The sequence below is a fragment of the Microbacterium sp. Y547 genome (assembly GCF_057669785.1).
Genome location: NZ_JBYHFN010000001.1, coordinates 365287 through 389628 on the forward strand (window position 1 = coordinate 365287; position 24342 = coordinate 389628).

24 protein-coding genes are annotated in these 24342 nt (G+C 69.5%); 11 read left to right on the forward strand and 13 right to left on the reverse strand.

Going from position 1 to position 24342, the window contains the following annotated elements; all coding sequences use genetic code 11:
* Nucleotide 1: 1 nt before the first annotated feature.
* The 3 genes from AC25Y0_RS01870 to AC25Y0_RS01880 are packed head-to-tail and all read right to left on the reverse strand — an operon-like array spanning nt 2 to nt 2900.
* Complete coding sequence (locus AC25Y0_RS01870) at nt 2–970, reverse strand: ornithine cyclodeaminase family protein (RefSeq protein ID WP_488134093.1); 969 nt, start codon at nt 968–970, stop codon at nt 2–4.
* Entirely contained in the window at nt 967–1968 is a 1002-nt protein-coding gene (locus AC25Y0_RS01875; RefSeq protein ID WP_488122657.1) for a proline racemase family protein, read from the reverse strand. Before AC25Y0_RS01875 ends, AC25Y0_RS01870 begins: the two co-directional genes overlap by 4 nt.
* Before the next feature lie 26 nt (nt 1969–1994).
* A complete protein-coding gene (locus AC25Y0_RS01880; protein ID WP_488134094.1) occupies nt 1995–2900 on the reverse strand; it encodes a dihydrodipicolinate synthase family protein in 906 nt (301 codons plus the stop codon).
* A gap of 84 nt (nt 2901–2984) precedes the next feature.
* On the opposite strand from AC25Y0_RS01880, the gene AC25Y0_RS01885 reads away from it, so the two are divergent.
* On the forward strand, nt 2985–3941 hold the full coding sequence (locus AC25Y0_RS01885; RefSeq protein ID WP_488122659.1) for an oxygenase MpaB family protein: 957 nt from the start codon (nt 2985–2987) through the stop codon (nt 3939–3941).
* A 34-nt stretch (nt 3942–3975) separates the two neighbouring features.
* Here AC25Y0_RS01885 and AC25Y0_RS01890 read toward each other — a convergent pair whose 3' ends face one another.
* Complete coding sequence (locus AC25Y0_RS01890; RefSeq protein WP_488134095.1) at nt 3976–4767, reverse strand: IclR family transcriptional regulator; 792 nt, start codon at nt 4765–4767, stop codon at nt 3976–3978.
* A gap of 108 nt (nt 4768–4875) precedes the next feature.
* On the opposite strand from AC25Y0_RS01890, the gene AC25Y0_RS01895 reads away from it, so the two are divergent.
* Genes AC25Y0_RS01895 through AC25Y0_RS01905 form a run of 3 tightly spaced genes read left to right on the forward strand, consistent with a single transcriptional unit; the run spans nt 4876 to nt 7479 of the window.
* Complete coding sequence (locus AC25Y0_RS01895) at nt 4876–5646, forward strand: CoA transferase subunit A (RefSeq protein WP_488134096.1); 771 nt, start codon at nt 4876–4878, stop codon at nt 5644–5646.
* Nucleotide 5647: 1 nt separating this feature from the next.
* Nucleotides 5648–6298, forward strand: a complete 651-nt coding sequence (locus tag AC25Y0_RS01900) for a CoA transferase subunit B (RefSeq protein ID WP_488122662.1) — start codon at nt 5648–5650, stop codon at nt 6296–6298.
* Complete coding sequence (locus AC25Y0_RS01905; RefSeq protein WP_488134097.1) at nt 6295–7479, forward strand: acetyl-CoA C-acetyltransferase; 1185 nt, start codon at nt 6295–6297, stop codon at nt 7477–7479. Before AC25Y0_RS01900 ends, AC25Y0_RS01905 begins: the two co-directional genes overlap by 4 nt.
* A 486-nt stretch (nt 7480–7965) precedes the next feature.
* Here AC25Y0_RS01905 and AC25Y0_RS01910 read toward each other — a convergent pair whose 3' ends face one another.
* On the reverse strand, nt 7966–8799 hold the full coding sequence (locus AC25Y0_RS01910) for a hypothetical protein (RefSeq protein WP_488122664.1): 834 nt from the start codon (nt 8797–8799) through the stop codon (nt 7966–7968).
* Nucleotides 8800–8970: 171 nt separating this feature from the next.
* Between AC25Y0_RS01910 and AC25Y0_RS01915 the strand changes: the two genes are divergently transcribed.
* Complete coding sequence (locus AC25Y0_RS01915; protein ID WP_488134098.1) at nt 8971–10155, forward strand: carboxylate-amine ligase; 1185 nt, start codon at nt 8971–8973, stop codon at nt 10153–10155.
* Here the strand turns inward: AC25Y0_RS01915 and AC25Y0_RS01920 are convergent.
* From AC25Y0_RS01920 to AC25Y0_RS01930, 3 genes are read right to left on the reverse strand one after another with little or no spacing between them, the layout of a single operon-like run.
* On the reverse strand, nt 10106–10483 hold the full coding sequence (locus tag AC25Y0_RS01920) for a fluoride efflux transporter FluC (RefSeq protein ID WP_488122666.1): 378 nt from the start codon (nt 10481–10483) through the stop codon (nt 10106–10108). The two genes, AC25Y0_RS01915 and AC25Y0_RS01920, sit on opposite strands and share 50 nt — an antisense overlap.
* Nucleotides 10480–10926, reverse strand: a complete 447-nt coding sequence (locus AC25Y0_RS01925) for a fluoride efflux transporter FluC (protein WP_488134099.1) — start codon at nt 10924–10926, stop codon at nt 10480–10482. Before AC25Y0_RS01925 ends, AC25Y0_RS01920 begins: the two co-directional genes overlap by 4 nt.
* On the reverse strand, nt 10919–11956 hold the full coding sequence (locus AC25Y0_RS01930; RefSeq protein ID WP_488134100.1) for a glycerophosphodiester phosphodiesterase family protein: 1038 nt from the start codon (nt 11954–11956) through the stop codon (nt 10919–10921). Before AC25Y0_RS01930 ends, AC25Y0_RS01925 begins: the two co-directional genes overlap by 8 nt.
* A 124-nt stretch (nt 11957–12080) precedes the next feature.
* On the opposite strand from AC25Y0_RS01930, the gene AC25Y0_RS01935 reads away from it, so the two are divergent.
* The 3 genes from AC25Y0_RS01935 to AC25Y0_RS01945 all read left to right on the forward strand — a co-directional run bounded on the left by AC25Y0_RS01935 (nt 12081) and on the right by AC25Y0_RS01945 (nt 15023).
* A complete protein-coding gene (locus tag AC25Y0_RS01935; RefSeq protein ID WP_488134101.1) occupies nt 12081–12983 on the forward strand; it encodes a Bax inhibitor-1/YccA family protein in 903 nt (300 codons plus the stop codon).
* Nucleotides 12984–13067: 84 nt separating this feature from the next.
* Nucleotides 13068–13691, forward strand: a complete 624-nt coding sequence (locus AC25Y0_RS01940; RefSeq protein ID WP_488122670.1) for a hypothetical protein — start codon at nt 13068–13070, stop codon at nt 13689–13691.
* Nucleotides 13692–13748: 57 nt separating this feature from the next.
* Entirely contained in the window at nt 13749–15023 is a 1275-nt protein-coding gene (locus AC25Y0_RS01945; protein ID WP_488134102.1) for a DNA polymerase domain-containing protein, read from the forward strand.
* Here the strand turns inward: AC25Y0_RS01945 and AC25Y0_RS01950 are convergent.
* Nucleotides 15015–16439 (reverse strand): glycosyltransferase, encoded by a 1425-nt coding sequence (locus AC25Y0_RS01950; protein ID WP_488134103.1) that lies wholly within the window; start codon nt 16437–16439, stop codon nt 15015–15017. The genes AC25Y0_RS01945 and AC25Y0_RS01950 overlap by 9 nt on opposite strands.
* A gap of 39 nt (nt 16440–16478) precedes the next feature.
* Nucleotides 16479–17759, reverse strand: a complete 1281-nt coding sequence (locus AC25Y0_RS01955) for an alpha/beta fold hydrolase (protein WP_488134104.1) — start codon at nt 17757–17759, stop codon at nt 16479–16481.
* Between the two features lie 239 nt (nt 17760–17998).
* Between AC25Y0_RS01955 and AC25Y0_RS01960 the strand changes: the two genes are divergently transcribed.
* From AC25Y0_RS01960 to AC25Y0_RS01970, 3 genes are all read left to right on the forward strand, one after another.
* Complete coding sequence (locus AC25Y0_RS01960; protein ID WP_488134105.1) at nt 17999–20425, forward strand: hypothetical protein; 2427 nt, start codon at nt 17999–18001, stop codon at nt 20423–20425.
* Nucleotides 20426–20488: 63 nt separating this feature from the next.
* Nucleotides 20489–20914 (forward strand): hypothetical protein, encoded by a 426-nt coding sequence (locus tag AC25Y0_RS01965; RefSeq protein ID WP_488122675.1) that lies wholly within the window; start codon nt 20489–20491, stop codon nt 20912–20914.
* Nucleotides 20911–21474 (forward strand): TlpA family protein disulfide reductase, encoded by a 564-nt coding sequence (locus tag AC25Y0_RS01970; protein ID WP_488122676.1) that lies wholly within the window; start codon nt 20911–20913, stop codon nt 21472–21474. The genes AC25Y0_RS01965 and AC25Y0_RS01970 overlap by 4 nt, the downstream gene beginning before the upstream one ends.
* Nucleotides 21475–21479: 5 nt before the next feature.
* Here AC25Y0_RS01970 and AC25Y0_RS01975 read toward each other — a convergent pair whose 3' ends face one another.
* From AC25Y0_RS01975 to AC25Y0_RS01985, 3 genes are all read right to left on the reverse strand, one after another.
* Nucleotides 21480–22151: a GntR family transcriptional regulator gene (locus AC25Y0_RS01975; RefSeq protein ID WP_488134106.1), complete on the reverse strand. Its 672-nt coding sequence runs from the start codon at nt 22149–22151 to the stop codon at nt 21480–21482.
* A 79-nt stretch (nt 22152–22230) separates the two neighbouring features.
* On the reverse strand, nt 22231–23814 hold the full coding sequence (gene guaA / locus AC25Y0_RS01980) for a glutamine-hydrolyzing GMP synthase (RefSeq protein WP_488122678.1): 1584 nt from the start codon (nt 23812–23814) through the stop codon (nt 22231–22233).
* Nucleotides 23811–24335, reverse strand: coding sequence for a DUF3817 domain-containing protein (locus AC25Y0_RS01985; RefSeq protein WP_488122679.1), 525 nt, complete (start codon nt 24333–24335; stop codon nt 23811–23813). Before AC25Y0_RS01985 ends, guaA begins: the two co-directional genes overlap by 4 nt.
* Between the last annotated feature and the right edge of the window lie 7 nt (nt 24336–24342).

A 24342-nucleotide genomic window follows, 5' to 3' on the forward strand; every position in this document is an offset into this window, starting at 1 on the left:
GTCAGGTCTCCTCCGACCCCTGCTCACGCCCGCCGACGGCCTCCATGATCTTCTCCACGACAGCGAGGTCTTCCCACGCCATGCCGACGCCGGTGTAGACGGCGGGTGCTCCGGCGCGGCGGCGGACCTGGCCGCGCACGAGCTCGGCGAGGTTCGCGACCGGCTGCTCCCCCGCGGCCCACTCCGCGGCGCTGCGCGCAGCGGCGAGGTTGCCGTTCTCACGGAAGGCCGAGCCGCGCGCTTCGACGACGAGGTCGGCAGCGCGCACGAGGTCGGCGCCGAGCTCACGGTTCTCGGTGCCATGCGAGCCGATCGCAGCGACGACGGCGTCCTCGCGCACGTCGGCGAGATCGACGACGGGGCTCGTCGCCGAGGTCGCGGTCACGACGACGTCGGCGGTGCGGAGCGCACCGCGCTCGGCGGCATCCGCGATCAGACCGTCGGCGCGCAGGTCGGCGACGGCGGCGGCGACGCGGTCGGGCGTGCGGCCGATGATCGAGACGCGGCCGACGGGGACGGTGTCGGCGATCGTCCGCACGTGCTCGATCGCCTGTGGTCCCGACCCGACGACGGCGAGATGGAGGGGACCGGTCTGCGCGCCCCCGGGTGCGGCGGCGAGCAGATGGGCGATCGCCACCGCCGTGGCGGCGGGGGTGCGCAGTGTCGTCAGACGCGTGCCGTCGAGCACGGCGATGGGCTGCAGCGTCTCGCGATCGAACAGCAGGTACCACGCGTGGATCTTCGGAAGGCCGAGTGAGGTGTTGTCGGGGGCGATCGTGGCGACCTTGACGCCTGCCGTCGTCGTGGACTGCGACGGCATGAGCAGGAACTCGCCCTTCGCCAGGGGGGCGAAGAGCCGCTCGTGGTCGTTCTCGATGTCCCAACCCGAGCGCAGGGCGTCTTCGATCGCGGCGACGGCGTCACGCCGGGTGAGCGTGCGGTCGATCGTGGCGGCGTCGATGAGCCTCACAGCTGGAATCCCCTCGGGAAGGGATCCGACGGGTCGAGCATGTACTGCGCCGTGCCGGTCACCCACGCACGACCCGTGATCGTCGGGATCACGGCCGGGATGCCCGCGACCGATGTCTCCTCGACGAGGCGACCGGTGAACGACGTGCCGATGAACGACTCGTTGACGAAGTCGGTGTGAAGCGGCAGCAGCCCTCGGGCGTGCAACTGCGCCATGCGCGCGCTCGTGCCGGTGCCGCACGGCGACCGATCGAACCACCCGGGGTAGATCGCCATCGCGTGGCGCGAGTGCTGCGCCGTCGAACCCGGCGCCTCGAGATAGACATGGTGGCATCCGCGGATCGTCGGATCGACCGGATGCACCGGCATGTTCACCTCGTCGACGGCGGCCATGATCGCCAACCCGGCGCGCAGCAGGTCATCCTTGTGCGCGCGGTCGAAAGGCAGGCCGATGCTGTCGAGGTTGACGATGGCGTAGAAGTTGCCGCCGAACGCGAGGTCGTAGCTCACGGTGCCGAGTCCGGGCACGTCGACCGACAAGTCCAGACCCACGACGAACGACGGGACATTTCGGATCGTCACGCGCTCGGCGTGGCCGTCGGTCACGGCGACATCGGCGATGACGAGCCCCGCGGGGGTGTCGAGCCGGATCGTCGTGACGGGCTCTGTCACCGGGACCATGCCCGTCTCGACGAGCACCGTCGCGACGCCGATCGTGCCGTGCCCGCACATCGGCAGGCACCCGGAGACCTCGATGTAGAGCACGCCCCAGTCCGCGTCAGGACGCGTCGGCGGCTGCAGGATCGCCCCGCTCATCGCCGAGTGACCCCTCGGCTCGTTCATGAGGAACGTGCGGATGTCGTCGTTATCGGCCATGAAGCGCTGTCGGCGCTCCTCCATCGTCGCTCCGGGGAGCACGCCCACCCCGCCGACGATGACGCGGGTGGGCATGCCCTCGGTGTGCGAGTCGACGGCGTGGAAGACACGCTGCGTGCGCATGATGGTCCTTCGGGATCAGAGTCGGATCAACGGTAGCCCTTGGCCAGAACGGCCTCGGTGTCGGCGATGATCTGCAGGCGGATCTCTTCGGGCAGCGCCAGACGGGGCGGGCGGGTCGTGGTGTTCGACAGCACGCCGGCGACCTGCTGCGACAGCTTGATCGCCTGCACGAACAGCGGCTTGGAGTCCCAGCGCAGCAGCGGGTGCAGGTCGCGGTAGATCGCGCGCGCCTTGACCCAGTCCTGCGGGTCGTCCGAGGTGGACAGGTTGTAGAGCTCGACGGTCGCCTGCGGGATGGCGTTGGGGTAGCCGGCGACCCAGCCGCGGGCGCCGTTGATGCCGAGCTCGAAGACGACATCGTCGGTGCCGATCGAGATGTCGAGCCCCGGCGCGAGCTCGCGGATCGCGTACGCGTTGCGCACGTCGCCCGAGAACTCCTTGACCGAGACGATGAGGTTCTCGTCGTAGAGGCGTGCGAGCAGGTCGGGGCGCAGGTCGACCTTGGTGTCGAGCGGGTTGTTGTAGGCGAGGATCGGCAGGCCCACGGCACCGACGCGACGGAAGTGGTCCATGACCTCTTCGTCGCTCGCGCGGTACGCGTTGGGCGGCAGCAGCATGACGGCGGGAGCACCGTGCTCGGCGGCGTGCTCAGCAAGACGCACGCTCTCCAGGGCACCGTACGCACCGACGCCGGGGATGACGACGACGCCCTCGGGGGCGGCCTCCACGGCGGTCAGGAAGACCTGGCGACGTTCCTCTTCCGTGAGCGTCTGGTACTCGCCGAGCGACCCGTTCGGAATGATGCCGGTGACGCCGTTGTCGGTCGTGAAACGGATGAGCTCCGCATAGGCATCGTGGTCCACCGAGAAGTCGGAGTTGAAGGGGAGCGTGGTGGCGAGGTTGACACCGTGCCACGGCTTGCGTTCGGTCATGTGCGTTCCTTTTTCGCTAGGTACAATTGCAATGCTAGTGCGTCGATCAGGCAACGTCCAATGCAGCCGTGGCACCCTGAAAACATGCGCAGGCGAAACGACTCTCCGCCGCACTCCCCCCTGCGCGCCCGGTTGCTCACCGCCTTGTCGGGCCACCCCCAGGGGACACCCGGGTGGGTGCGGGCCCTGGCTGACGGCGACGACGCGGGATACTTCTCCGACGGCGGTGCGGTCTGGACGGTGCACGAGGGACTGGGCACCTTCGTCGCCGGCATCCGCGCGCTGCTCATCCAGGCCCTCCACCCGGGCGCGATGGCCGGGGTGCACGACTACTCGCGGTATCGCGAAGACCCGATCGGCCGTCTCGCGGGCACCGTGCGCTGGATCATCTGCGTCACCTACGGCTCGACCGAGCAGGCACAGCGCGAGACAGCCCGAGTCGGGCGCATGCACGAGCGCGTGAGCGGCGCGTACGAGACGACGACGGGACCGCGCGCCTACGCTGCGTCCGACGCCGATCTCGTCGAGTGGGTGCACCTCGCTTTCACCGAGGCGTTCCTCGGCGCTCACGAGCGGTGGGGCGGCCCCATCCCGGGCGGTCCCGACGCCTACGTCCGCGAATGGGCGACGGCCGGCCGTCTCATGCACGTCGCCGACCCGCCCGAGACCGAGGCCGAGCTGCGCCGACGCATGGACGGATACCTGGACCGCCAAGAGCTGCGCCGCGACGAACGCGTCGACGACGTCGTGCGGTTCCTGCGCAACATCCCCTTTCCCGGGTCGATGCGCATCGCCTACCGGGTGCTGTTCGCCGCCGCCGTCGCGAGCCTGCCCCGCCGCTACCGAAAGCTTCTGGGCCTGCGCCGTTCGCCGTTTCCCGTCATCACGCTCACGCGCGTCGTGCTCGCGGTCTCGGCCCGCGCGCTGGGGTCGGGGCCGCGCGCGCAGGACTTCGCCCGCGAGCGCCTGCGCCGCCTCGCTAGGACCGAGCCGGTGACGCCCGGAGAACCGCGCGCGCGGCACGAGCGGGGCGAGGGCTGACGGCGCGCGGGGCATAACACCCCGGCGGACGGAATCACCGACCCGATGCGACGAGGCGCGACGTGAGCTGATGAGCGTGCGCGAGCAGGGTGCGACCGAGCGTTGCGAGACGATCGGGGCCGAAGCGGAACTGCACACCGGTCAGGCTCAGCGCCCACTGCGGCTGGCCGTCGCGCGCGAAGACCGCGGCCCCCATGCCGTAGCTGCCCTCGACGATGAGTCCCGGATTGACCGCGTACCCGCGCTCCTGCGTCTCTCGCAGCCGCGCGCGCATGCGCGGCTCGCCGTGCGCGGCGCCCCACTGCTCGCCGATCTCGGGGTGGCGCTCGAGATACGCGTCCACATCGTGAGGCGGAAGGAACGACAGGATCGCCAGCCCCGCCGACGCGACCCCGAGCGGGAACCGCACGCCCTCGGAGAGCACGAAGGAGCGGATCGGAAAGCTGCCCTCTTCGCGCAGCAGGCACACCGTCTCATCACCGTGGCGCACGGAGAGAAAGGCGCTCTCCTCGGTGCGCACGGCGAGCGACCGGACGATGTCGCGCGCGATCGATGTGATGTCGTATCGGGATGCCGCGGCCTGCCCCATGAGATAGAGCTCCGGTCCCGGCGTCCACCGCCCCGTCTGCTCGTCCTGGTCGACGAGCCCTTCCTGCTTCAGGGCGACGAGCAGCCGATGCGTCGTCGGACGCGTGAGGTCTGCGCGTCTCGCCAGCTCGGCCACCGGCATCCCCTCGTCCGCCGCCTGCGTCACGAGCCGCAGAAGGCGAGCTGCCCGAGCCACGGACTGCGCGCCCGGGACCGACGCCTTCGACGCGATGTCCACGATATGGACGATACGCCGCCGACGGTCCACATGACAATCGACGGCACGACGGAGCGGGGCGGGCGCACGCACGATGGAAGGACGCACGGCAACAGCGAAGGAGCACGCGTGATCGACAAGACGTGGGAATCGGCCGCAGCCGCGGTCGCAGACATCCCGGACGGCGCCTCACTCGCCGTCGGCGGGTTCGGCCTCTCGGGCAACCCGATCGCCCTCATCGAGGCCCTGCTCGCGCAGGGCACGGGCGACCTCAGCATCGTGAGCAACAACTGCGGCGTCGACGACTGGGGGCTCGGCGTGCTGCTGAACGCCAAGCGCATCCGCAAGATGACCTCGTCGTACGTCGGCGAGAACAAGGAGTTCGAGCGGCAGTTCCTCTCGGGTGAGCTCGAACTCGAACTCACGCCGCAGGGAACGCTCGCCGAGAAGCTCCGCGCCGGAGGCTCCGGCATCGCGGCGTTCTACACACAGACGGGCGTCGGCACACAGGTCGCCGAGGGCGGGCTCCCCCGCCGGTACGACGGCGACGGCGGCATCGCCGTGGCATCCCCCGCGAAGGATGTCCGCACGTTCGAGACCTCGGGCGAGCCGCGCGAGTACGTGCTCGAAGAAGCGATCGTGACCGACTACTCGCTCGTCCACGCGCTCAAGGGCGACCGGCACGGCAACCTCGTCTTCAACAAGGCGGCACGCAACTTCAACCCGCTCGCCGCGATGGCCGGTCGCGTCTGCATCGCCCAGGTCGAAGAGCTCGTCGAGCCCGGCGAGCTCGACCCCGACAGCATCCACCTCCCCGGCATCTACGTGCATCGCATCATCGAGGTGGGCACCGACATCGAGAAGCGCATCGAGCGCCGGACCGTGAGCGAAGGAAACTGACATGGCACTGACTCGTCAAGAAATGGCCGCCCGCGCGGCACGCGAACTCGCCGACGGCGCCTACGTCAACCTCGGGATCGGACTTCCGACGCTCGTTCCGAACTACGTCCCTGAGGGAATCACGGTCGTCCTGCAGTCCGAGAACGGCATTCTCGGCGTCGGCCCCTACCCGACGGAGGACAAGGTCGACCCTGACCTGATCAACGCCGGCAAGGAGACCGTCACGACGCTTCCCGGCACGGCGTTCTTCGACTCGGCGATGAGCTTCGGCATGATCCGCGGCGGCAAGATCGACGCCGCCATCCTCGGCGCCATGCAGGTCTCCGCCGGCGGAGACCTCGCCAACTGGATGATCCCCGGCAAGATGGTGAAGGGCCCGGGCGGCGCGATGGATCTCGTGCACGGCGCGGGTAAGGTCATCGTGCTCATGGAGCACGTCGCCCGCGACGGCTCAGCCAAGATCGTCGAGGAGTGCTCGCTGCCCCTCACCGGTCGCGGCGTCGTCGACCGCATCATCACCGACCTCGCCGTCATCGATGTGACCGATGACGGCCTCGTGCTCATCGAGACCGCCCCCGGCGTCACGGTCGACGAGGTCGTCGCTGCAACCGAGCCCGAGCTCACCATCGCGATCGAAGGGACACCCGCATGAACACCGACGACATCGTCATCGTCGCCGCCGCACGCACCCCGCAGGGCCGCCTCAAGGGCCAGCTCGCGTCGCTCACGGCCCCGCAGCTCGGATCGCTCGCGATCAATGGCGCACTCGAGAAGAGCGGCATCCCCGCCACGGCCGTCGATGCCGTCCTCGTCGGGCAGGTGCTGCCCGCCGGGTCCGGTCAGAATGCCGCCCGACAGGCCGCCGTCGGCGCCGGCATCGGCTGGGACGCCCACGCCGGCAGCGTCAACAAGGTGTGCCTTTCGGGACTCACGGCCGTCATCGACGCCGCGCGGATGCTGCGCGTCGGCGACGCGACGGTCGCCGTCGCAGCCGGGATGGAGTCGATGACCCGCTCGCCGCACCTGCTCATGGGCTCGCGCGACGGATGGACCTACGGCTCGGTCGAGGTGCTCGACCACATGGCGCACGACGGCCTCACCGACGCGTACGACAACGAGAGCATGGGCACGTCGACCGAGCGCCACAACGAGCGCTTCGACGTCACGCGCGAAGCGCAGGACACCGTCGCAGCGCGCTCGCACCAGCGCGCCGCCGCCGCGTACGACGAGGGGATCTTCGAGGCCGAAATCGTTCCGGTCGAGATCCCCCAGCGCCGCGGAGAGCCCATCGTCGTGACGAAGGACGAGGGCATCCGACCCGACACGACCGTCGAATCGCTCGCGGGTCTGCGCCCCGCCTTCGCCAAGGACGGGTCGATCACGGCCGGGAACGCATCGCAGATCTCGGACGGTGCATCCGCCGTCGTGCTCACGACCCGCTCGCACGCCGATGCCAACGGATGGGACGTGCTCGCCGTCGTCGGCGCCTCCGGCCAGGTCGCCGGGCCCGACAACTCGCTGCACGCTCAGCCCGCGCGGGCGATCGAGAAGGCCCTGGCCAAGCAGGGCATCGAGGCGTCCGATCTCGACCTCGTCGAGATCAACGAGGCCTTCGGCGCGGTCGTCGCCCGCTCGCAGACCGAACTCGGTCTGCCCGACGACATCGTCAACCCGCACGGCGGCGGCATCGCGATCGGCCACCCGATCGGCGCGTCGGGCAACCGGCTCGTCGTACACGCGGTGCACGACCTCATCCGCCGCGGCGGCGGCACCGCCGCGGTCGCGCTCTGCGGCGGTGGCGGTCAGGGCGACGCCCTCATCCTCACCCGCTGAGCGCACTGTGCCGCGGTCTGCCGCAGGGCGGACCGCGGCACAGAACACGAGCCGAGAGCCCGAAATCCCGCGCAACAGCGGGGCATCGGCATCAGAAAAAGTCAAACCTCAGGAATTGCCAAGGACTGCGCGAATCGTCTTGTCCCCAAACTGGCGGGCAGGTTAGCGTCATTCCCAGACGAGGTTGAAGGCACTGGGGGATCTTGGCGGATCTGTTCTTCGCCCCGTCGCATGGGGAGTCCTGGGGACTGGGGGTCACTGAACTTCTCGCCTAACGGCGGACGTCCCGGACGAGTCAGTTGGCGCTGACCGTCCGGGACGACCGGTGCCGGCCCGGAGTCGCCGCGCGCCCGCTGGGGGCGGGCATCGGTGCTGGGGACACCCGGCGGCCCCTGACGTCGCGGGCCGGTACACAGGAAACGATATGCACATCCCCGACCCCTGTTCCAGGGGTCGACACGTCGCGATCTGGCGTGTAAAGGCCGGTCACGTCCTCTTTCGGCGCCGCGCCAGCATGAACGCCACCACAGCACCGATCGCAACGAGCGCGCCGACGATCACGACGATGATCCACGGAAACCCGCTGTCCGCACCCGTTTCGGCGTCGTCCGTCGCGGGCGTCGCGCTCGGCGTCGACGACGGCGTCGCACGCGTTTCGTCGACGGTCACGGTGGTCATCGCGAGCACCGTCTCGCCGTCGCCCACCGTGATCGTGAAGACACCGGGCTCGGTCGCGGTGAATTCGGCGGCCGCTCCGCCCCCTGCCACGGGCACCGCGACGATCGTGGCGCTCGTCGACTCGTACGACAGCAGCCCGCCCGGCGTCCCGTCGAGACCGAACGTCGCCTCGGCGAGCGCGCCCAGCCCCTCGGCGGCCACGGTCGCACGTTCGCCCACCCCGATCGTCTCGGGCGATGCGACGATCGTCGCGGCACCCGGTCCGGTCTCGATCGGTGCCGTCACGACGACCGACGTCGCGGCCAGAGTCGTGCCGCCCTCGATCACCAGGATCTCGAACGTCCCCGCCTCGGTCGCGGTGAACTCCGCTTGCGCGGTGCCCCCGCTCGCGGCGACCTCGATCGACACACCCGATGCACCGCCCGCCGCCAGCAGGCCACCCGTCGGGGTGCCGAGCTCGAACGAGACCGAGTCCGGGCGACCGAGGTCCGTGGCCGTGATCGTCGAGGTCTGCCCGACCGTGATCGTCTCGGGGCTCGCCGTCACGTCGACGAGGATCGTCGCCGCCGCACTGACGGGCGTGAACGCCGCAAGGGCGGCGAGCGCCGCAACAGCAAGGACGGACGTGACTCTTCTGAACATGGACGACTCCCGGGTGAACTGCGATGGCCGTCCTCCAGTCTGCCCGGGATGCCGCCCCGATCCCAGCTGAGCCGGCGCTTGTCCGAACATCTCGCTCCTGTCAAGCCTCCTGTTCCGGCAACACCCGTGGTGTTGGCTGTTCACACCACGACCCCGACGAGAGGAGCCCGTGTGCCCGCGACGCTCGGTGTCGAAGAGGAATACGTCCTGCTGGATCCGAAGACCCTGCGCCCTGTCCCCCTGGGCGCCGATGCGGTCCGAGACCTCGCGCCCGCCACCGTGGGCGGCGCCGTCCACAGGGAGTTCTCCTCGTCGCAGCTCGAGTACTCGAGTCCGATCTGCCGCACATCGGCTGATGCGCTCGAGGCGATCGGTGGATTCCGCCGCCGGCTCGGCGAGTGGGCGAGGGATGCCGGCGTGCTCGCCGCCGCGACCGGCACACCGTTCGACGTCGCCGCCGACACACCCCCCACCGCCGACGAGCGCTACGTGCGTATCGGCGAAGACATCGGCGGACTCACGACCGATCACCAGATCAACGGTCTGCACGTGCACGTCGGCATCGCGGACCGCGAGGAGCGCGTGCGCGTATCCAACGCGCTGCGCCCCTGGCTTCCTGTTCTGCTCGCCCTGTCGGCGAACTCTCCGTTCTGGCGGGGCCTCGACACGGGCTTCGCGAGCTGGCGCGCTGTGCACAGCCGACGCTGGACGACGTACGGCATCCCGCCGCGCTTCCGCGACGCCGCGCACCACGACGACACGGTCGCGGCTCTGCAGGGCATCGGCGCCACGAGCGACCCTGCAACGATCAACTGGAACGCGCGCCTGTCACCGGGTTATCCCACGGTCGAAGTGCGCGTGTGCGACGGGCAGCTCGACGCATGGTCGACGATCGGACTGGCCGTGCTCGTGCGCGCGCTGACCGAACTCGCAGCGACACATGAGCTGCACGACAACGAAGCCGTCTCGCTCGATGCCGCGCTGTGGCATGCGTCGCGGTACGGCACGAGTGCCACGCTGGTCGATCCCGCGACGGGGCGCCCCGCCCCCGCACCCCAGGTGGTGCGCGGGCTGTACCGCCTGGTGCTCCCCCACATCGACGATCCGCTCGATCGCGCGAGCGTCGAGGACCTGCTCATCCACGCCACGTCCGGCCGCACGGGCGCCGACCTGCAGCGGCACGCGCTCGCGGCAGGTCCCGCAGCGCTTGCCGACCTGTACCGATCCGAGCTCGTCAGACTGCCGGCATCCACCCCCTGTCCGCCGCGGTCGTCGCCTGATCGCGCTGCTTCGAAAGGGATGCCCGTCAGACGGCCCGTCCGAGGACGAGCCCCGCAAGGGCGAACGTCCCGGTGATCGCGAGCATCCCGACGGCGTTGAGCAGGGCGCCCCACGCGGCACGCCGTCGCAGCAGGGCCACCGTGTCGAGCATCGCCGTGCTGAACGTCGTGTAGCCCCCGAGCACGCCCACGCCCAGGATGAACAGCCACGGCGTCGAAAGGACCGCCGAATCTGCGAGCCCGGTGGCAAGGCCCAGAAGCAGTGATCCGCTGGAGTTGACGACGAGGATGCCCCAGGGAAACCGTCCGCTCGCTCGACGCATGACGAGGCCGTCGACGACGAAACGCAACGCCGCGCCGAGCCCTCCGCCGACCGCCACGAGCAGGAACAGTCCGGGTGTCATGCGGCCGCCTCGTTCGACGCCCGACGCCCCCGGAAGATGCGCCCCGCGATCATGAGACCCGCGGCAGCACACGCCAGACCCGCCGCGACGCTGCCGAGCGCGTACGCGAGCGCCACGAGCGGCTGCGTCTCCACAAGCAGCACGGCATCGGTCGCGAGCGCGCTGTACGTCGTGAAACCACCGATCGCGCCGGTGCCGACGAACAGTCGCACATCACGCCGCGCCGCGGTCTCTTCTGCACCCAGCGACGCCACGAGGAAGCCGAGCGCGAAGGACCCGACCAGGTTCACGGTCAGGACACCCCACGTCACTCCCCCGCTCGGGAACGCGAGGGCGATCGCTTCGCGCGCGGCCGTGCCGATGACGCCGCCGGCGAAGACGAGCAGGATCAGCCGCGGCCGTGCGAACGGGGGCCGCGCGGTCCTGCGCTCGCCATCAGTCACCCGGCCCACCCGTCGACACGCCGCCACGGAAGAAGTCGACACCGAGATCGGCGTGGTCCACGAAGACGCCGTCGACACCGGCGTCGCGGATCACCGCCCACTCCCCCCTCCAGTCGCCGAAGGCGGACCGCAGAGGACCGGACCTGAACTGACCGATGAGAAAGGCGTTCTCGGGACGGCACGTCCACGTATAGACGCGCAGACCGCGATCGTGCGCATCCGAGACGATGCGAGAGGGGCCTGTCAGCCGCCCGAGCTTGTCCGGCGCGAGGATCATGCGCTTGTGCACGCTGATGCCGTCGACGACGCCGACGAGCCGGTCGAGTCCGTCGGGGGCGGCTGTCTGCCGATACGTCGGTGCGTCCACACCCTCCGCGACGACGAGGTCGACGGGCCGGCCCGTCGCCTCGAGAAGATAGATGTAGGTCGCCGGGATGCCCCACTCGCGCAGTCGCACGAGCACGGTGGACTCGAACGACTCGATCGTGAGCGGCAGCTCACCGCCGGCCCACCCGGCTTCGCGGAGCTCCGTCGCGACGAGCTCCGCGACATCCCAGCCGAGTGAGCCGAAGTAGGTGGGGTGCTTGATCTCGAGCACCACTCTTATCTCTCGCCCCTGCTCGAGCGAGCGGGCGCGAACGAGATCGAGCACGTCACGCAGCCGCAGCACGGCCTGCTCGTCATCGAACGTCGCGCTGGCGGGGCGCAGGGCGGGCAGCCGCTCGCGGCATCGCAGCGTCGATATCTCCTCGGCGGTGAAGTCCTCGGTGAACCATCCCGAGAGCTCGACGCCGTCGACCGTTTTCGACGTATGCCGATCGGCGAACTCCGGCCGGTCGGCGACGTCGGTCGTCGTCGAGATCTCGTTCTCGTGTCGCACGACGAGCACGCCGTCGCGCGACACGACGATGTCGGGCTCGACGGCGTCGACTCCCATCGCGAGCGCGAGGTCGTACGACGAGCGGGAGTGCTCGGGGCGATACCCGGGCGCCCCGCGGTGCCCGATGACGAGCGGAAGAGGGCGCGACACGATTCCAGGCTAGCCCCGGGCTCGTAGCCGTCTCACAGCGTGCAACGGTCAGTGCCCGGCATACGTCCGATATCGTGGATCGACAGCACGATGATGCCACCCATGACTTTGGAGTGTGAGAGCAATGGCCCTCAACAATCCCGCCTTCAATAATCCGGCCTTCCAGGATGAGCGCGCTGTGCGCACCTATCCCGGCGGGCAGCAGGCCGCGACCCTCTCTTCCGCCCAGCAGGCGGGCGTGAACGCCGCGAACCAGGCTCAGCTCGAGGGCATGTATGCCGCCCCCGCCGCGGGAGCCCTCGAAACCGACCGGATGTCGTACGAAGACACCATCTGGAAGACGGTCGGCCTCTTCGGGATCCTGCTTGTCACCGCCGTCGTCGGCTGGGTCTGGACGATGGCGCCCGTGACGGTCGCCAACCCGTCGCCCACGATCGTTCCGTGGATCGTCGGCGCACTGGGCGGCTTCGTTCTCGCGATGGTCGTCATCTTCACGTCGCGCAAGACGATCCGCCCGCCGCTCATCGCTGCCTACGCGGCGTTCCAGGGTCTGTTCGTCGGAGGCATCTCGGCCTACTTCGAGATGATGTTCGAAGGCATCGTGCTGCAGGCGACGCTGGCCACCCTGTCGGTCGTCGGCGTCACGTTGGCGCTCTTCGCGAGCGGCAAGATCCGTGCCTCCAAGCGCGCGACGAAGATCTTCATGATCGCGATGCTCGGCTACCTCGTCTTCTCGCTCCTGAACCTCGGTCTCATGGTCTTCAACGCCCCGATCGCCGGCGGAGCCTTCGGCCTGCGCAGCCTGGAAGGCCCGCTGGGCATTCCGTGGGGTGTCATCATCGGCGTCTTCGTCGTCATCATGGCGGCGTACTCGCTCGTGCTCGACTTCGATTCGATCCAGCGCGGCGTCCGCAACGGCGCGCCCCGCAAGTACGGCTGGCTCGGCGCCTTCGGAATCATGGTCACCGTCGTGTGGCTCTACGTCGAGATCCTGCGCATCATCGCGATCATCCGCGGCAGCAACTAGCACGCATCATCTGCATCATCGAAGGGGTCGCCCACTGGGCGGCCCCTTCGTCGTTCCTGGCGCCGATCGGCCTATAGTGACGGCATGAGTGCGCTGCAGCATCCGTCCCGTCGGATGCGCGCGGTGTGCGGCCTGCTTCTGGCCGCGGCGATCGCACTCGCGCCGGCGCTCCTGTCCCCTGTCGTCGAACGCGCACCGGACGTCGCGACAGCCTTCGCCGCGTCGTACGAAGCGGCGAGCGGTGCCGTGGTCGCACCCGCCGAGCGTCTCGCAAGCGAGCTGCGGGATGCACCGGTGCGGCTCGCGCTCGGAGGCCTGCTGCTGGCGGGGCTGCTCGCGACCGTCGGCTACGGCGTCGTCTACGGCCTGAGCTGGCTCGCCCGTCGTCGCGGGCGCGCGCCCGAGGGCGCTGTGCTCGCGGCGACCCTCTCCGCCGCCGCGAACGTCGCCTACGCTGCGGCGATCCTCGTGCTGTTCTCCCGCGTCGATCCACTGTCGATCGAGCGGGGTGCGCCCGGGGCACTGTGGCCGCTCGTGATCCTGCCGATGGTCGGGATCGCCGCGGCGGTTCTGCTCGTGGTCGTGCTCGCGCGCGCGTGGCACGCGGGTGACGGATCGACCGGACACCGCGTCGCCCTGTCGTTGGCGGCCGCCGCCTCACTCGGCTTCACGGCATGGCTCATCGTGCGCGGGCTGCTCCTGATCTGATGGGGCGCCTGCGCAACCCCCTGGTCGCCCGCATCCGCCGTCGCTACCGTGACGCGCATGACGCCCTCCGCCTCCACCGCCGAGACGCTCGAGATCGCCGGTCATGACGTGCGCATCTCGAGCCCCGAGAAGGTCATCTTCCCCGACGTCGGCCTCACCAAACTCGATCTCGTGCGCTACTACCTCTCCGTCGCCGACGGAGCCCTGCGCGGCGCCGGCGGACGCCCCATGGTGCTCAAGCGCTTTCCGAAAGGCATCACCCACGAGCCGTTCTTCCAGAAGCGCGTGCCCGAGAACCACCCGGACTTCATCGACACCGCCGTCCTGCAGTACGCATCGGGAAGATCGGCCGAAGAAGCAGTGATCCGCGATGCGGCGGGCCTGGCGTGGATCGTCAACCTCGGATGCATCGACCTCAATCCCCACCCTGTGCGAGCCGACGATCTCGACCGGCCCGATGAGCTGCGCATCGATCTCGACCCTCCCTCGTCGTACTCGGCAGAGGGGCCCGACCGCGGCGTCGGATGGTCGCAGATCGTCGACACGGCCTTCGTGGCGCGCGATGTGCTCGATGCCGTGGGGCTGGTCGGCTGGCCCAAGACGAGCGGGTCGCGCGGTCTGCACATCCTCGTGCGCATCGCACCGGAATGGGACTACGCACACGTGCGGCGCGCGGCCGAGACCCTGGCGCGCGAAGTCGAGAACCGCGCGCCCGGGCTCGCGACGGCGCGGTGGTGGAAGGAGGAGCGCGGCGAGAGGGTTTTCGTCGACTTCAACCAGAACGCGAAGGACCGCACCGTCGCGTCGGCGTACTCGGTGCGCCCCGTGCCCGATGCGCGGGTGTCGACACCGCTCACGTGGGATCAGCTGCGCGACTGCTGGCCCGAGGATTTCACCGTGCTCACGGTGCCTCGGCACGTGGCCGAGCACGGTGACCCGCACAACGGGATCGATGACGCCATCGGTTCGCTCGATGCTCTGCTGAGGCTGGCCGACGAGCTCGGCCCCACCGAGAAGCCTCCGAAGCGCGACAGCGACGACGGCCGGCGCCGCTCGATCATGCCCCTCATCGAGGTGGCCAGGACGAAGACGAAGCCCGAGTCGCTGGAAGCCCTCGACGAGTGGAGACGGCGACACCCCGAGGTCGCTGAGGCGCTGCACCCCGCCGACGTGCTCATCGACGGCATGCGCGGATCGAGCTCGCTGTGGTACCGCGTGCGCATCAACCTGCAGCACGTTCCCGAGCCCGAGCGTCCGCCGCAGGAACAGCTCATCGCCGATTACGATCCGTGGGCGGGCCGCGGTCCTGGCGTCGGGCGGCCGTCAGACTGAGCCGGGGTTCTCCTCTGCATGCCGGATTCGTCGGCTCGGGCGGGAGAGGACGTCGCGAGCCGCCTGGGCGAGCGCGGCCATGGCGTGCTCGGGGTCGACCGCGCGGGCGGACTGCGTGCCTTCGACGGCGAGGCGGTGGTGCAGCTCGGGGTCGGTCAGCACCTGGGTCAGAGCCTCGGCGAGCGCATCGACGTCCCCGTCGGGCACGAGCACTCCCCCTCCCCGTCCGAGCAGCTCACGCGGTCCGTAGGGCGCGTCGTACGAGACGACGGGACAGCCGTCGGCGAGCGCCTCGACGATCGACAGGCCCTGACCCTCGTACGCCGACGTCGACAGGTACGCCGACGCGGCGCGCAGGGCGCGCTCCGGGTCGGATGTCGTCCCCCGCAGGACGACGTTCGCGACGAGGCCGAGCTCGTCTATGAGAGCCTGAAGACGCTCGTGCTCGGTGCCGTCCCCGTAGATGTCGAGCTGGGCCTCCGGCACGCGTTCGACGACACGGGCGAAAGCCCGCACGGCATGGTCGACGCGCTTTCCCGGGGCCAGCCGGTTGAGCATGATGACCCGGCCGGGCACGCGCTCGCTGTCCGGCGGAACAGACGCCACCGCGGGCACCCCATGCGGAACGACGACGTGCACGCCCGCGTCGCCGAAACGCTCGGCGACGTCGGCGCGCTGCGCGTGAGTGGGCCACAGCACGGCGTCGAACCGCTCGGCGAGGGTGAACCACCGCTCCCACAGCGCGTTGACGGGGGCATCCGCCGTGTACGGGGGCTCGAGGTGCACCGTGTGGATCGTGTGCAGCAGGCGCACCGCGGGGTCGTCCCACCCCGCGAGCAGTTCGCCGAGCTGGCGCGACTCGCAGATGACGACGACGCCGCGCGCGGGGTCATCGGTGCGCAGCTGCGCGACGACCTCGGCGAGCCACGCGCGATAGAGGGCGCCGAAGCCGTCGAGCACGCCGATGTCAGCGCCGGCGGCATCATGCACGACGACCGGCGCATCGCTGATGTGCCAATCCGGGTCGCCCGCGATGACCGGAAGGCTCACCACGGGCCGCCCCTCCTCGTCTGCCACGAGGCGGTAGCGCAGAGCGGGGTCACGCTCACCCGTGCGCGCGGCGCGACGCAGCCACGCCGCCGCACCCCCGCGGGGGTCGGCCGCCTCGTCGAACAGGTTGCGCATGCGATCGGGCGCGACGACGAGGTCGCGCCCGGCGAACGTCGCGCGGTGTCGTGCGTGCTCGCTCGGTGACCCGGGGTCGACCGTCAGCAGCAGCGGTCCACGTCCGCCGTGCACCCCCGCGGCCGCCATCTGGCGCGCGCGGGCGAGGGTCGCGAGCGTGTAGCCGCCGTCCAGGTCCGGAATGAGCCGGCTGGAGAGGATGACGTACTCGGCATCGGGGAACTCGGTCACCCCCTCATCCTCTCGCAGCCTCGCGCCCACGTCAGCGGGTCAGCGCACGCCACCCTCGTCGGCGACGCGGTCGATCAGCCGGCGCAGGATGCCGCCATCCTGACGGATGCCGTCGTGCTCGAACTCGTTCGTGACCCAGAGGTGGCAGTTCGGAAGGAACTCCGCCGTCTCCTGCGAGAACGAGAGGTCGACGTACATGTCGTCGTAGTAGACGGCAGCCGCCACGGGCACCTCGTTGGCGGCGAGCACATCGCGGTCGTACAGCCGCGTGTGCTCTTCCTTCCGCGCAATGACCTCGGCCGCACCGCGGAACGGACGCAGCGATGCGATCTCGTCGAACATCCACGGAAAGAACATCTCGCCCGTGAAGGGCAGCGGCCGCACACTCGGGTCGAACGCGGGCAGTCCGTCGCGCACGCGCTGCGCCGCCCAGTTCGTCGCACCGCTGCCGTCGGCGTAGATCGATTCCTGGAGCACGGCGAACAGCGGATTGTCGACGTACTGAGTGAGCGCTTCGATGCGGCGCAGAAATGCCTCGGACAGCCGCTCCGGCGCCGAGAAGGCCTCGTCGAACAGCCAGTGCATCCGCTCGGCACCGGTGCCCGTTCCCAGATCGATGCCGATCGTCTGCAGGCGCCGCGTCGTGAGCCGGTCGCCTCCGGGAAGGCGCACGTCCTCTGCGTCGAGGAGGTCCGCGACCCTGGCCGTGATCGCGGCGTCGGCGGGATACCTGCGGTAGAACTGCGCCGTCTTGCCGGCGACGCGGGGGAAGGTCCTGCGGTAGACCTCGACGGCATCGGGTCGCGTCGAGGTGAGCCCCCCCGTGACGTAGCACGCGCGTAGCGCCTCGGGATGGGTCGAAAGGTAGCTCAGCGTGATGAACCCGCCGAAGCTCTGTCCCAGCGTCTCCCATCGCATGCCGCCGAAGACATGTTCGCGGATGTGCTCGAGATCGGCGACGATCGAGTCGGCGCGAAAGCAGAGCAGGTACGCGGCGGCGTCTTCGTCGGTCATCGCCGCGATCGTCGCCGCCTCGACGCGGGTGGACCGGCCCGTGCCTCGCTGATCGTGCAGCAGCACGCGGTGGGTCTTGAGCGCCTCGGCGATCCAGTCGGTGTCGTGCGGCATGGGGCGGGGGGATGCGCCCCCGGGGCCACCCTGCAGGAAGACGAGGACCGGCAGGTCTTCGCCGCCGGGGCGGATGACTTCGCGAGCGAACACGTCGATCGTGCGGCCGCCGGGGACAGCCCAGTCCAGCGGCACGGCGACGGTGTGGTCGCGAATGTGAAGATTACGTACGGCGTACTCAGAAGCGCTCATGACCGGGCCTTTCTCTGTCATTTCAGTCGTCAGCGAGTTTCGGCGGCAGTGGCGGCCCGGCACAGTAATATGTTACAGATTGCAGACAGGCGTCATCGCGGTTCCCCCAACTCCGTATGACGCTCTCCCCCACAAAGAAGTGAAGGTACGCAATGACGCATCATGGGTTCGCGCCGCGGCGCAGGGGTCGTCAATGGTCCATTGTCGCAGTCTCGGGATTGCTGGTCGCGGGCCTGGCCGTGACCGATTCGGCCGTCATGGCCTCCGAGCAGCCCAACACCGACCCGTTCGTCGTGGAACCACTGGACGCGCAGGACTGGCAGAACCAGTACGACATGACATGGGACGACTGGACCGATATCCCCGACACTCAGTGGAACGACCCTGACGTCGCTCCGTCCGAAGGCGGCCTCAGCGTCGCACTCATCGCGGTGGACTTCCCCGATCAGCCCTTCGTGATGACGCTGCCGAAGGGCTCCGATCCGTTCGGCAACCCGCAGATCGACCCGATCCCGCGTGACGACGTTCCCGAGTTCTACCGTTCGCACTACATGGAGCCGAACGAGATCAACAAGGGCCGTACGATCCATGAGTACTGGATGGAGCAGAGCCGTGGGACCTACGGCATCGACTTCATGGATGCGTACGGGCCGTACGAACTGCCCCGCAACCTCTTCGAGTACGGCCTCAACGAGTGGGGTCAAAACGACTCCTGCCCCCCAGGCGAGACCTGCAACGGCCGGATGGACAACGACGTCGTCACGCAGTGGCAAGCCGGGATGGCCGCCGAGGCCGGCATGACGCCCGCCGCGTGGTGCGCCGCGAAGACCGCCGAGCTCGGCGGCAACGCGCGCAACTGCGGCTACGACGTGCTGCTGCGCATCTACGCCGGCTATGACGAGACATCGATCTGGCAGGAGTTCGGCCAGATGATGTTCCCGACCAAGGAGTCGGTGCCCGACGCGTGGGGCCCGCCCGCCGAGTTCGACCCCGAGAACACGATGCCCAACTGGGCGCCCACGCGCTACGTCGAGTGGACGTCATGGCGCGCCGCCGCCCAGCAGTGGGGCCTCTCCTCGATCCGCCAGGCCGAGAGCTCGGGCACGATCACGCACGAGATCGGGCACTTCTTCTTCCAAGTCGGCGACAACAACAACAACCCGTTCTCGCACCTGCAGAACCCGCCCGCGCCGCTGCGCCGCGTGGGTTCGGCGCCGTGGGACATGATGGATCGCGGTTCGTTCAACGGTCCCGGTGGCCACCACATGCGATGGGTCGTCCCGGCGAACCAGGGCGGCTGGAGCCCGTCGGGCCTCATGGTGCGCAACAAGCGGCACATGGGCCTGCTCCCCGAAGAGAACCTCGTGCGGGTCACGCGCGACGGACTCGACGACACCGGCCTGATCCTCGACACCGTCACCGCTCGCGCCGTCGACCCGGGTGTCGAGGGAACATCGGGACTGTGGATCGAGTGGCCGCACGCCGACGACAAGACCCCCGCGTGCGACATCAGCACCGACCCGATGTGTGACGGCGGCTCGTGGGACAACTACACCGTCGAGGTGATCGACCGGATGGGCTTCGACTCGTTCAACCCCGACAGCGGCGTGCTCATCGCGAAGAACAAGTGGGGCAATGCGCAGGATCCCGCCGGTGGTGGCCACCTCGGCTACCGCAACGGCGAAGACTCCCTGTGCGGCCACAACTGCCTCAACTGGGTCATCGACGCCAACCCCGAGGACATCCAGATGGTCGACTACTACAAGCCGACCGTCCCGGGCGAGTGGGCCACGGGCGGCGAACCGGTCATGGCGACGATCGCCGATCACCGCCAGCTCAACGACGCCCTCTTCAAGGCCGGCGAGAAGTCCGGCTCGCAGAAGGAATGGATCGACGAAGCCAACCGGCTGCACTTCTACGTCGTCGACACGCAGCGCGATGACGAGGGCGTGCTCAGCTACACCCTCGCCGTCCGTTCCCTCGACGGCGCGGGACCGCACACCCGCGGCGTGAGCACGACCGATGTCCGGGCGAAGCTGTACGAGCCTCGCCAGGCCGCCACGTGCACGTTCCCCGTGACCAACACCGGCAGCACCGCGGGGATCGACGCGGCGCTTCACCCCAGCGATGTGTCGGCGAAGGTCGACGGAGACGTCTACCGCCTGTCCGCCACGGCCGATGGCGCGGGCTGGAACGCCGAGCTGGCCAACACCCTCACGGCGGCCCGCACGGGCCAGTCCGCATCGGTGCCGGTCTACGTCTATCCCACGGGCGACGCGGCCGACTCGACCGTCGTGACGCTCACCGCGACGAGCGAGTCCGACCCGTCGAAGACGGCGACGGCGGAGTGCACGGTCGACACGGCGCTCCTCGAGAGCGACCCCGAGGTCGCACTCGACGCCCAGGTGACGCCTCGCTGCCTCGGCGGCAAGGTGTACGCCTCCGTCACGGTGCGGAACGAAGACACCGTTCCCTCCGCGGTCACCGTCCGAAGCGCGTACGGCGACAAGACGTTCGCCTCGGTGCAGCCCGGAGCGACGGCCAGTGTCTCGATCAACACGCGCACGGCGACGTTGTCCGCCGGTGATGTGCAGATCAGCGGCGCGGCCGACGGGCGATCCGATCACGGCTCGACCGTCACCTATCCCGCGTTCGCCTGCGATTGACGCGACGGAGCGGCCCGTGTTCCCGCGGGCCGCTCCGCCGTCCTCGCTCCCGAAGGAGCACTCATGAGCCGAGCACGCCTCGCGCTTGCCACGACGCTCGCCGCGGCGGTCGTGGTGTTTTCCGGCTGCGCCGGCACCCCGGGCGGTGCCCCCACCGCCCGTCTGCTGCTCAAGGACGGCGAGAAGCGTGTCGCGGGTGAGCCGTGCAACGGGTCGGGACCGTATCGCGACGTGCACGCGACGGCATCCTTCACGGTCCGTGACGATGACGGCGACGTCATCGCCGAGGGCACGATCCCCCAGGGAACCGCCGAGAAGATGATCGACGTCGATTTCGACGGTCTCGCCGAACCGACCGCGTGCGTCTTCCTCCTCGACGCCGCCCTCCCCGAGGGAATCGAGGTCGCCTACCTCGATACGGGTGACAGAACGGACATCGTCATGATGCCTCATCGCGAAGACGGCGTGTGGGAGGCGATCCTCCCGTGAGACGCCTCCTCGCCGCCCCCGCTCTCGTCTGCGTGCTCGCACTCAGCGCCTGCACATCGGCGACCTCACCCGGGTCGACCCTGCCCGGTCCCGTGCCGTCGGGTGTCCAATACCGCGCGATCGACACGGATGCCGCGCCACAGGCACCCGATGCCGAGGTGACGCTCCTGGACGGCACGGTCATCTCGCTCTCGGACCTGTGGAGCGACCGCCCCGTTCTGCTGGCGTTCACCGAGACGTGGTGCGACTTGTGCGCCGATGCGCAGGCAGAGCTCAACGACGTCGTCGAGACGTACGGTGATGCCGTGACCGTCATCGCCGTCTCCGAACGCAGCGACGTCGAGCAGATGACGACGTATGCGCGTGACAACGACGTGGAACACCTCATCGCCCGTGATCCCGCCGGCGCGGCGTGGCAGGCCTATGCCGTGACCGAGCCGCCGTTCCTCGCCGTCATCGGCGCCGGGGGTACGCTTCTGCGCGGCTGGCGCGGCGTCATCAACGACCTCGACGACGCCGTCGACGCGATCCTCGTCGACCGGATGCCGTCAGGCGACTGACCGGGTCACTCGGGGCGCCCCGACCACCAGCCCAGCGTGTGGTAGATGTGGCGCTGCATGAGCACTCGCGCACCCTCGGCGTCTCCCGCGTCGAGCAGGCTCAGCAGCTCGAGGTGCTCGGCGGCGGACTCTTCGAGCTGCCGCGATTCCAGCAGTGCGGACAACCCCACGAGCCGCGTGCGAGAACGCAACTCGGCGACGGTGTCCACGAGCAGATCGTTCCCGAGGATCGCGGTCAGCTCGAGGTGGAAGGCGCGGTCGGCTTCGAGGTAGGCGCGCAGGTCGCCCGCTTCGGCCCCGGCGATGATGGCGCCGGCGAGCTCTTGGAACTCCGGCATCCGCTCACGGGGAAAACGCCGCGCGAGTTGTTCCATCGCGGGTGGCTCGAGCAGCTGTCGCACTTCGACGATCTGCCTCAGTCCGTCTCGGCTGACCTCGGTGACGCGGAAGCCCTTGTTCTTGACCGCTTCGACGAAGCCGCGCCGCTCGAGCTCGAGCATCGCCTCTCGCACGGGGGTCGCCGAGACGTCGAACTTCGCCGCCAGGGTGGGCACAGAGACAAGCGTTCCCTCGGCGAGCTCGCCCGAGACGATGCCCGCGGCGAGGGCGCGCTCAACCGACTCGCGGATGCTGCGTGGCATCTCCAGCGGCGTGATGCCGAACTCCGATGCTGACATCGGTCTCCTCACAGGAGGCGGGGCGCGAACGCCCGGTGGCGTCCAGTGTCGCACGTGGCGCGCTCGGGCGCCGCGTGGATCACTCCCATTCGATCGTGCCGGGCGGCTTGGACGTGACGTCGAGGACGACGCGGTTGACGTCGCGCACCTCGTTCGTGATCCGGTTCGAGATGCGTGAGAGCACGTCGTACGGCAGCCGCGTCCAGTCCGCCGTCATGGCGTCTTCCGACGAGACGGGGCGCAGCACGATGGGGTGGCCGTAGGTGCGGCCATCGCCCTGCACCCCCACGGAGCGGACGTCGGCGAGGAGCACGACAGGGCACTGCCAGATCTCGCCGTCCAGGCCCGCGTTCGTGAGCTCTTCGCGCGCGATCGCGTCGGCGTCGCGCAGGATCTCGAGTCGGTCGGCGGTCACTTCGCCGACGATGCGGATGCCGAGCCCGGGGCCGGGGAACGGCTGGCGCCCCACGATCGCTTCGGGCAGCCCGAGCTCGCGGCCGATCGCGCGCACTTCGTCCTTGAACAGAGTGCGCAGCGGCTCGACGAGCTCGAACTGCAGGTCTTCGGGCAGGCCGCCCACGTTGTGGTGGCTCTTGATGTTCGCCGTGCCGCTGCCTCCGCCCGACTCGACGACATCAGGGTAGAGCGTGCCCTGCACGAGGAACCGGATGGGCTCGCCTTCGGCGGCGGCTTCGGCGATGAGGTCGTCCTGCACCTTCTCGAAGGAGCGGATGAACTCGCGGCCGATGATCTTGCGCTTCTGCTCGGGGTCGCTGACACCGGCCAGCGCCGAGAGGAACTGCTCGCGCGCGTCGACGGTCACCAGACGCACGCCCGTCGATGCGACGTAGTCGTTCTCGACCTGCTCGCGCTCTCCCTTGCGCAGCAGGCCGTGGTCGACGAAGACCGCGACGAGCTGGTCGCCCACGGCCTCGTGCACGAGCGCCGTCGAGACGGCCGAGTCGACCCCGCCGGACAGCGCCGACAGCACGCGACCCGTGCCGACCTGCGCGCGGATCCGTTCGATCTGCTCGGCGATGACGTTGCCGCTGTTCCAATCGGCGGGCAGCCCGGCCGCCCGGTGCAGGAAGTTCTCGATGACCCGCTGCCCGTGGTCGGAGTGCTTGACCTCGGGGTGCCACTGCACGCCGTAGAGCCGCTTGTCGTCGTTGCCGAACGCGGCGACCGGGGTCACGGCGGTCGAGGCGAGCACGTCGAAGCCCTCGGGCGCGCGCGAGACCTGGTCACCGTGACTCATCCAGACGTTCTGCTGCGCGGGCTGGCCACCCAGCAGCACGCCGCCGTCGTTCGCGATCGCCGCATCCGTCGCACCGTACTCGCGCAAGCCCGTGTTCTCGACCTCGCCGCCGAGAGTCTTGGCCATGACTTGGAAGCCGTAGCAGATGCCGAGCGTCGGCACGCCGAGCGTGAACACGTCGGCGTCCAGCGCGGGCGCTCCCTCGGCGTACACCGACGACGGGCCGCCCGAGAGGATGATGCCGACGGGGTTCTTCGCCGCGATCTCAGCAGCGGTCACGGTGTGCGGCACGATCTCGCTGTAGACGCCGGCTTCGCGCACGCGGCGGGCGATCAGCTGCGCGTACTGCGCCCCGAAGTCGACCACCAGAACGGGTCGCTGCGAGGTTTCGGTCTGCTCGGTCAACGTGACCCTTCCGTTGCGGGGATGGTGGGGGGAGAAGCCTCGGCCGCTTCGCGCGCCGCGAGGTACTGGCGCACTTCGCGAGACACACGCGCCTCCATGAAGAAGGACAGCAGCGGCACGATGCCGCCGAGCGCGAGGACGATGAAGCGCAGGAAAGGCCAGCGCATGAGGCTCCAGATGCGGAAGCACGAGAACAGGTACACGACATAGAACCAGCCGTGCACGACGAGGATCGCCAGCGAGACGTTGAAGCCGTCGCCGACCGAGATCATCTCGCAGGAGTTGGTCATCGGCAGGAACAGCGACCACCACTCACAGCCGGGGCCGACGATGACGGGCGCGAGCCACAGGAAGCCACCGGATCCGCCCACGAACAGCTCGAGGTGCAGCGGCGTGTACTTGAGGATCATCTCGGCAACCAGCAGCAGCAGGCCGACGCCGGTGATGACCGAGCAGATCTCATAGAACTTCAGGGCTCCGCGGATCGCCGGGAAACTGGCGAGTTTGGGGGGGCGGGGCATGGAGTCC